The 7837-nt window shown below is 47.8% G+C and carries 8 protein-coding genes, 1 tRNA gene and 3 pseudogenes; 3 read left to right on the top strand and 9 right to left on the bottom strand.

Annotated elements, in window-relative coordinates; genetic code table 11:
• The coding region (locus tag BFF42_RS07325; RefSeq protein WP_001393792.1) for an IS1 family transposase at positions 1–252 on the top strand (252 nt) is incomplete at its 5' end.
• Between the two features lie 675 nt (positions 253–927).
• Here the strand turns inward: BFF42_RS07325 and cbl are convergent.
• Both cbl and nac read right to left on the bottom strand, forming a co-directional pair.
• Positions 928–1877 (bottom strand): annotated as a pseudogene (gene cbl / locus BFF42_RS07315) (HTH-type transcriptional regulator Cbl).
• Positions 1878–1978: 101 nt separating this feature from the next.
• A complete protein-coding gene (nac, locus tag BFF42_RS07310; protein ID WP_039060111.1) occupies positions 1979–2908 on the bottom strand; it encodes a nitrogen assimilation transcriptional regulator NAC in 930 nt (309 codons plus the stop codon).
• A gap of 326 nt (positions 2909–3234) precedes the next feature.
• On the opposite strand from nac, the gene BFF42_RS07305 reads away from it, so the two are divergent.
• Positions 3235–3310, top strand: a tRNA-Asn gene (locus BFF42_RS07305).
• A gap of 55 nt (positions 3311–3365) precedes the next feature.
• Here BFF42_RS07305 and ldtA read toward each other — a convergent pair.
• The 7 genes and pseudogenes from ldtA to BFF42_RS07270 all read right to left on the bottom strand — a co-directional run bounded on the left by ldtA (position 3366) and on the right by BFF42_RS07270 (position 7658).
• Entirely contained in the window at positions 3366–4301 is a 936-nt protein-coding gene (gene ldtA, locus BFF42_RS07300; RefSeq protein WP_000986308.1) for a L,D-transpeptidase, read from the bottom strand.
• A 61-nt stretch (positions 4302–4362) separates the two neighbouring features.
• On the bottom strand, positions 4363–5448 hold the full coding sequence (gene cobT / locus BFF42_RS07295; RefSeq protein WP_001193778.1) for a nicotinate-nucleotide--dimethylbenzimidazole phosphoribosyltransferase: 1086 nt from the start codon (positions 5446–5448) through the stop codon (positions 4363–4365).
• A gap of 11 nt (positions 5449–5459) precedes the next feature.
• The gene (cobS, locus tag BFF42_RS07290) at positions 5460–6203 is read right to left on the bottom strand and encodes an adenosylcobinamide-GDP ribazoletransferase (protein WP_039059169.1); all 744 of its coding nucleotides are present in this window, start codon (positions 6201–6203) and stop codon (positions 5460–5462) included.
• On the bottom strand, positions 6200–6745 hold the full coding sequence (gene cobU, locus BFF42_RS07285) for a bifunctional adenosylcobinamide kinase/adenosylcobinamide-phosphate guanylyltransferase (protein WP_000973176.1): 546 nt from the start codon (positions 6743–6745) through the stop codon (positions 6200–6202). The genes cobS and cobU overlap by 4 nt, the downstream gene beginning before the upstream one ends.
• A gap of 151 nt (positions 6746–6896) precedes the next feature.
• Positions 6897–7040: pseudogene (locus BFF42_RS27590) on the bottom strand (cobalamin biosynthesis protein); the annotation flags it as partial.
• An 8-nt stretch (positions 7041–7048) separates the two neighbouring features.
• Positions 7049–7237, bottom strand: a pseudogene (locus tag BFF42_RS27585) (IS4 family transposase); the annotation flags it as partial.
• A gap of 256 nt (positions 7238–7493) precedes the next feature.
• Positions 7494–7658, bottom strand: coding sequence for an IS1 family transposase (locus BFF42_RS07270; RefSeq protein WP_042068947.1), 165 nt, complete (start codon positions 7656–7658; stop codon positions 7494–7496).
• A gap of 57 nt (positions 7659–7715) precedes the next feature.
• On the opposite strand from BFF42_RS07270, the gene BFF42_RS07265 reads away from it, so the two are divergent.
• On the top strand, positions 7716–7837 hold a 122-nt coding region (locus BFF42_RS07265), incomplete at its 3' end, for an IS1 family transposase (protein WP_001422013.1).

The raw sequence follows: 7837 nt of genomic DNA, 5'->3' as shown, positions 1-7837 counted from the left end.
CGTCTTCTGAGCCTGCTGTCGGCCTTTGAGGTCGTGGTATGGATGACGGATGGCTGGCCGCTGTATGAATCACGCCTGAAGGGAAAGCTGCACGTTATCAGCAAGCGTTACACTCAGCGCATTGAGCGACATAATCTGAATCTGAGACAACATCTGGCAAGGCTGGGACGGAAGTCACTGTCGTTCTCAAAATCGGTGGAGCTGCATGACAAGGTCATCGGGCATTATCTGAACATAAAACACTATCAGTAAGTTGGAGTCATTACCCTTGAGTCAGAAGGAAAAGTAGATGAATCAATACAATGGCTGAAGAAATCAGCGGAACATGGTAATAATTACGCACAATATCAGATGTCAAAATATTTATTAAAAATAGGTGATATTAGAGGATCGGAATATTATCTAAACTTATCTGCGGATAACGGATGTGTATTTGCAATAAAAGATATTATCAAAAATATGATGGATAGTGGAAAGTACGATGACGCCCTCATTTGGGTTGAAAAATTGAAAAAATTGTATCCTGACACAAATACCGAACTTTACATACAAAAAATAACGCAGAAAAAAAAGCAATCCAAATAATAATTATATATAATTACTCGCACAGAGTTACAGTATTGCAAGAAATATATCTAGCATATAAAGTCGCCGCCAGTAAAGATAAAGTACTGTGTAATCCTTCCTCCCATATAGGGGTAAAAACTTAGCATCCAGTGCCCTCGACTTAATTTTTAGTATTTTCTCTGTGAAGTGACACTTCGTAGGATTCAGTTCATGTTTACCAGAAAAAAGGTGGTCAATCTGGTGGCCTTGACAATCTCGATTTTTTGTTTTAGCTTTCCAATCAGCCAGTTAATGGCTACGGCGATCCCAGTCAGAGGAGCCAAATTTCTGAAAAGCCCCGCTTTTATAGCGGGCTTTTTGCTATATCTGATAATCAATTTCCTCTTCACTGTTTTCCATCACTGCCGCTTGATATCCTCAACTGACAGTCCTGCATTACAAAGTTCCAGAAAGCGCCAGACATAGTTACGCTGAAGTTGTCCTCGCTTCAGTCCCAACCAGACAGTATTAGCATCGAAAAGATGCCGCGTATCCAGACGGATTAAATTCTCTTCCTCTTGTTCGCCGCTGGATTGTTCGGCAACTAATCCGATCCCAAGCCCAAGAGCAACATAGGTTTTAATGACATCAGAATCCTGCGCACTTAATACAATATCTGCCAGCAAACCTTTGCGGGCAAATGCGTCATCAATACGTGAGCGCCCCGTAATCCCCTGTCGGTAAGTGATTAACGGCCACTTCGCTATTGATTCCAGCGTCAATGGTGTAATTTGCGTTAAGGGATGATCGAGTGGAACAAGCAAACTATGGTGCCAACGAAACCACGGGAAGGCGACGAGCTGCGGGTCATTACTCAAACGCTCGCTGGCGATACCAATATCAGCTTCGCCATTTTGCAACAACGTCGCAATTTCCTGTGGCGTCCCCTGGATTAGCTCGAGCCGAACCTCCGGGAAAAGTTCGCGAAAAGCTTTAATGACCTCTGGCAAGCTATAACGTGCCTGAGTATGCGTCGTTGCAATAGTGAGAACGCCAAACGTATCGTTGGTAAACAGGTCTGCAAGCCGACGAACATTACTGGCTTCATTCAGAATACGTTCTGCAATGACCAGTAATGCTTTGCCCGGTTCAGTCATGCCCAGCAGCCGCTTACCTCGTCGAACAAATATTTCGATGCCAAGTTCATCCTCCAGTTCCCGAATATGACGGCTGACGCCGGACTGTGAGGTAAAAAGCATATTCGCAACCTCTGTCAGGTTGTAATCCTGACGTGCAGCCTCGCGGATTATCTTTAGTTGTTGGAAATTCACGGTAAACTCCGGGCAGTTCAGATTTCCCGTTATTGTTAAAGTCTAATGCCCGGCATAACAAATAATAAAAACCCGCATCTTATTCCATCCCGATATAACGCTTAGCTCACCAATTGCCACTGCCTTTTTTCCATCACTGGGGAACTAATCACTGACATTAACAACTCTTTCACTGCCTGTGCCTGTGCCTGTGCCTGTGGCGATAAGTTCGCTCTGGCGGGTAAATTTAATGACAAAGAGAGACTCATGGAAGGAGTGGTAATGCGTGACATCCACCCATTTACTGCGCCACATAACGAACGCGCGGCCGATTCGGGTAATACTGCAACGCCCATGCCGCTTGCAATCGCTGCGGTAAGCGTGGCAATAGACTCAATTTCACCAATGACTTTTGCTGTGAGTCGCCGTAAGGAAAAAGCCTCATCAACACGAAGTCTAATAGCACTGTAATCACTGGGGAGAAAGAGGTTCATTTTCGCAATAGCATTCACATCAACGCTTTGCCCCGGGCAATCTTGAGTTCCTACCAGAAAAAGATCTTCTTTCAGCAAAGCCTGACTGGATACACCAGCCACAGGGGAATGCTCATAAATCACCGCCATATCGAGTTGGTGATTTATCAATTTTTCGTTAAGCACTGCACCACTATTTTCATGAAGATAGATAACGATCTCCGGAAATTCAGCGCGAACCGCCTGTAATAAGGGCATGGTGATGGATGACGCAGCGGTTCCTGGTGCAAAGCCAATCGAGACTTGCCCCGATAATGCCTGACCAACGTTATGCACCGCCAGTTGGGCCTGTTCACACTGACGTAAAATGGCCCGCGCATGGGTATAGAGAATTTTTCCGGCGTCTGTTGGCGTAACGCCCCGCTTTGTACGGATCAAAAGTTGTTGATTTAACTCACCTTCCAGTGTGGCAACCTGCTGGCTGAGCGCTGGTTGTGCGATATGCAATACTTCAGCAGCCTGGGTCAGGCTACCAATATCTACAATTTTTACGAAGTATTTCAGGCGTCTGAAGTTCATGTTGCCTCCGGTTTTTAAGAATCGGCCCAAGTGCCGCCATTACTTACAACCAGATTGCAAGATGCTTGCCAGTTTTATTTTGGCGTTGATGTACAAGCTAACCAACTGTCAAATAAGAGATTATGATAGATTCGTCATTTGCTCCTTTAATCAGCTGTCGCGTTCCCCTGCCCTATAAAAGGAGGGTATGCACCACGATAGTTCATTACCCAATAAGATTGAAAGCTCACCACTTTGTTGAAATTGACAGCAAACAAACCAAAAAATGCATTTCACCCTTTGACATCACCATGCACTGCCATTAATATGCGCCCCGTTCACACGATTCCTCTGTAGTTCAGTCGGTAGAACGGCGGACTGTTAATCCGTATGTCACTGGTTCGAGTCCAGTCAGAGGAGCCAAATTCAAAAAAGCCTGCTTTCTAGCAGGCTTTTTGCTTTCTAATTACCAACGCTCTTAAAACATCTGTCTTGAACCAGAACTAATTTGCACAGGCATTCCCGATCGACGTTGCAACGCAGCATTTGCGCGATTTACATCAACTTCTTGCCCGCTGATAAACGCCCGCAAAGATGGGGTTACCGGCAATGGCACTTTTCGGTCAGACTCATATTCTGCACGATTGCGCGACAACGGCTCATGAACTTCCAGCCAGTTCGAGCCATCTGGTTCAGTGGTGTATTTTACTGGCTGGTCGATAATTTGCACACGCGTCCCAACAGGAACATTATCAAACAGATATTTGATATCGTCATTGCGCAGACGAATACAGCCCTGACTTACCCGGAGCCCAATACCAAAATTGGCATTGGTACCATGGATGGCATACAACCTGCCAATATAAATCGCGTACAGCCCCATGGGATTATCGGGGCCCGCAGGAACAAATGCGGGCAAACTCTCCCCTCGTTTCGCATATTCGCGCCGAGTGTTCGGCGTTGGCGTCCAGGTTGGAGCTTCTTGTTTACGTTCAACGGTAGTCACCCAGTTACGCGGGGTTTCTCGCCCAGCCTGGCCGATACCAATAGGAAAGACTTCCACAGTATTACTGTCTGGTGGGTAGTAATAAAGACGCATCTCAGCGACGTTAACCACAATCCCTTTACGAACAGTGGCGGGCAAAATCAGTTGCTGCGGAATGGTGAGTTGCGAGCCAGACTTCGGCAAAAAAACATCAGCGCCCGGGTTCGCTTCCAGCATGTTACTTAACCCTTGCCCGTATTGTGCGGCAAAAGTCTCCAGCGGCTGGGTATTGTGATCAGGAACAGTTACAGTAAACGACTGCCCCACTAAACGGCTACCCTCTGGAGGTAATGGATAAGTTACCGCCAGGCTAGTATGGCTGGCAAAAAGCAGAGCAAATGAGCAAAAAATATTTACACGACGCATCATGTCCCTTTCCTAAGTCGCGAAAGCTATCCGTTAAGTATAGCTTTTATCAGACTTTTCGTTTTTAACTGTTCAAATCAGAAGTCGTATTCCCCGGTAGAACAATATTACTGGCAGCAAGTTCGCCCATGTTGTTATATATCGCACAGGCAGCTTCGATGATGGGCATCGCCAGAGCTGCGCCACTCCCCTCACCTAAACGCATCTCCATATTGAGATAAGGCTCCAGCCCCAAATGCGACAGCGCAATACGCGCCCCTTTTTCTGCCGACAGGTGAGAAGGAATGAGATACGGTTTGATTGCAGGAGACATCTGGCAGGCTGCGAGCGCGGCAGCATAAGAAAGAAATCCATCCAGCAACACGGGTAAACCGCAGGAAGCAGCGCCTAACATCACGCCAGCCATTCCGACCAAATCAAATCCACCCACTTTTGCCAGGACATCAACGCCATCCTGCGGATTTGGTTGATTCAACGTAATCGCCCGGCGCACAACATCAATTTTATTAGCCAGTTTATCTGTCGGCAGGTTTGCGCCAATCCCAACCACTTCTTCAGGATCCCGGCCAGTGATTGTGCTGACTATTGCCGCTGCCGCTGCCGGTGTCGTGTTTGCCATCCCCAGTTCACCTACACCAAACAGCGTGACACCGTTTTTTGCCAGCTCCCGCGTATAACATATGACGTCCAAAAGCAACTTTTCAGCCTGACGGCGACTCATTGCCGGAGCTGAAGCAATATTGCCGCTACCTCGTGCGACACGCATGTTGATAAGCCCGGGGATAGGCTCAGCACTATCAATACCAACATCAACTACGTGGACGTTAGCGCCCGCTTGTGCTGCCAGCACACACACGCCGGTTGTTCCGCGGGTCATATTTTCAGCCTGAATGGCTGTCACTTCTTTTGGGGAAATAGCGACCCCTTCCTCCCAGACGCCGTGATCGGCACACATAACCAGTACCGCTTTTTTGCCCACATGCGGTATGCCATTCAACCCCGGCATTCCCGCCAGTTGTATGGCAAGCGCCTCCAGCCTTCCCAGGCTACCAACAGGTTTGAGTAACCCGTCAATATGCCGTTGTGCACGCGACATAGCGGCAGGATCGATAGCAGGGATCGTATTCAGTAAATCGGCAAGTGTTTGCATGTCACGTCTCTTTATAGCAGTGCCAGCAGGAAGACCAGTTCACCAAGCTCTATAGCAGCTCCCAGCGTATCGCCGGTTTGCCCGCCCAGCGTACGTTTGAGAAGCTGACCGAGGATGAAAATCGCCACCATCGTTACCACCATAGCAGCCACACCATGCATACCCGGCAATAATACGGCAGCAAAAATAGCGGCTAAGCCGAGTGTGACGCAGGTTTGTCGCCCATCAATTTTGCCAATGAACACATTGCCAAGCCCTTCTTCCCGCGCATAACGATGACGATACATCAATAATGCGGCAGTCCCGCGGCTGACCGCACATGCTGCCGCCAGCGATGCAAGGATCGGTTCGCCACGCAGAGCCAACTCGCTTAATACCAGAATCTTTGCCAGTACAACAAAAATCAATGCCAGACCGCCATGGGTGCCTAAACGGCTATCACGCATGATTTCCAACATGCGATCGCGGCTACGTGCAGAAAATACGCCATCACAGGTATCGGCGAGGCCGTCCAGGTGGAATCCCCCGGTCATCAGCGCCAGCACAAGTACGCTAAACAGTGCCGCCTGTGGTACGCCACACCATGCCTGCAGCACCATGAAGACCAGCCCGCTAATCGCGCCAAGCAATAATCCAATTAAAGGAAAAGTAATAATACCGCGAGAATAATGCTCGAAATCCAGTCCCTGGGACCAGCGACGCGGTACAGGCAGACGCGTAATAAATGAGAGCATCGCCCAAAATAATTTACTCATTTGATTTTTACTCCAATACCCGAAACCACCAGCCATACTTCATTTGCCGCAGCGGCCAACTGCTGATTTACCCGCCCGGCAATATCACGAAAATGTCGTGCCAGACGACTCTCCGGCACAATCCCCATTCCCACTTCGTTAGTCACTAATACAACCTTTGCGGGGCAACGTTGGCAGGCAGCAATCAACGACTGAATCTCAGCATTAATCGCCTGTTCCATCGCCTGATAATCCCATTCATCAGGGTCTTTATCGCCGCCATAATCAAACAACAGATTAGTCACCATTGTGGTAACGCATTCCAGCAACACAACCTCATTCGGGTTAATGTCTGCATGAATTAATTCATCAAGATGTTGCCAGCGCTCCACTGTGCGCCAGTGCTCCGGGCGGCCTTGCCGATGATGTTCTATCCGTGCAGCCATCTCATCATCAAGGATTTGCGAGGTAGCGATATACAGAACCTGTGAAGAGTCCCCAATAAGCGCCTCTGCGTGGCGACTCTTCCCGCTCCGTGCGCCCCCCGTCACCAAAATCATCATACCGACTCCTGATTCAAATGTATGATGGTATTCATTGAACAGAACAATGGATCCCCCACCGTTGCTGACCGCAAAACATTTACGCGATTAATACTGCGCGTAATATAATTAAAAATCCAGCATTCTCAATCCATTACGAAATAAGATGGCATTACGGAATAGCCAGACTTTCTCGTGTTAACGTCCGACAAAATGTGTCATTGACAGCGGTTTCTGTGGATTGACACATTTCATTCAGATAATGAATTAATGCTACTGCCGGACCAACCAGCAAACGGGCATTGTGTTCTGAAATCCAGGCTATTGATTCAACGTCAGCGACAGATCTGCGCTGTAAAAGAACTTGTAAAACAACGCAATAGAATTATCCGGAATGGTAGCGACTATGCACTAGAACACCACAATTTCGCTCTCTCGGTAAGGCACTGTCACAGCATTCAACAGAATGTGACTTGCCAGATTTATTAGCGCCACCAGATGTTTAACCGGGTAACCACGACCCAGTCGGGGATATATTCCATCTTCTCGCTGACATCATCAAGAATAAAAAGGTTTATCACACTCAGAGCAACGTTCTTCAGCAGGCGGGATAATTCTTCAACATTTAAAAGATGTGTTATTAAAGGCATACAAACTGGACGTATTGTATTTTCTTTTGGTGGTTGACCTAAGGTAGCAGTTTATCCTGATGCGCTGAGATTTCTGTAATATCTACGTCAACATTCTCCTCGAAGGTAATGACTCCAACTTATTGATAGTGTTTTATGTTCAGATAATGCCCGATGACTTTGTCATGCAGCTCCACCGATTTTGAGAACGACAGCGACTTCCGTCCCAGCCGTGCCAGGTGCTGCCTCAGATTCAGGTTATGCCGCTCAATTCGCTGCGTATATCGCTTGCTGATTACGTGCAGCTGGTGATGCTGCCAACTTACTGATTTAGTGTATGATGGTGTTTTTGAGGTGCTCCAGTGGCTTCTGTTTCTATCAGCTGTCCCTCCTGTTCAGCTACTGACGGGGTGGTGCGTAACGGCAAAAGCACTGCCGGACATCAGCGCTATCTCTGCTCTCACTGCCGTAAAACATGGCAACT

It is taken from the genome of Shigella sp. FC1661 (genome assembly GCF_001712525.1).
Lineage (GTDB): Bacteria > Pseudomonadota > Gammaproteobacteria > Enterobacterales > Enterobacteriaceae > Escherichia > Escherichia coli.
Note: the sequence above shows the minus strand (reverse complement) of the source record. Positions and strands in the feature narration are given on the sequence as shown.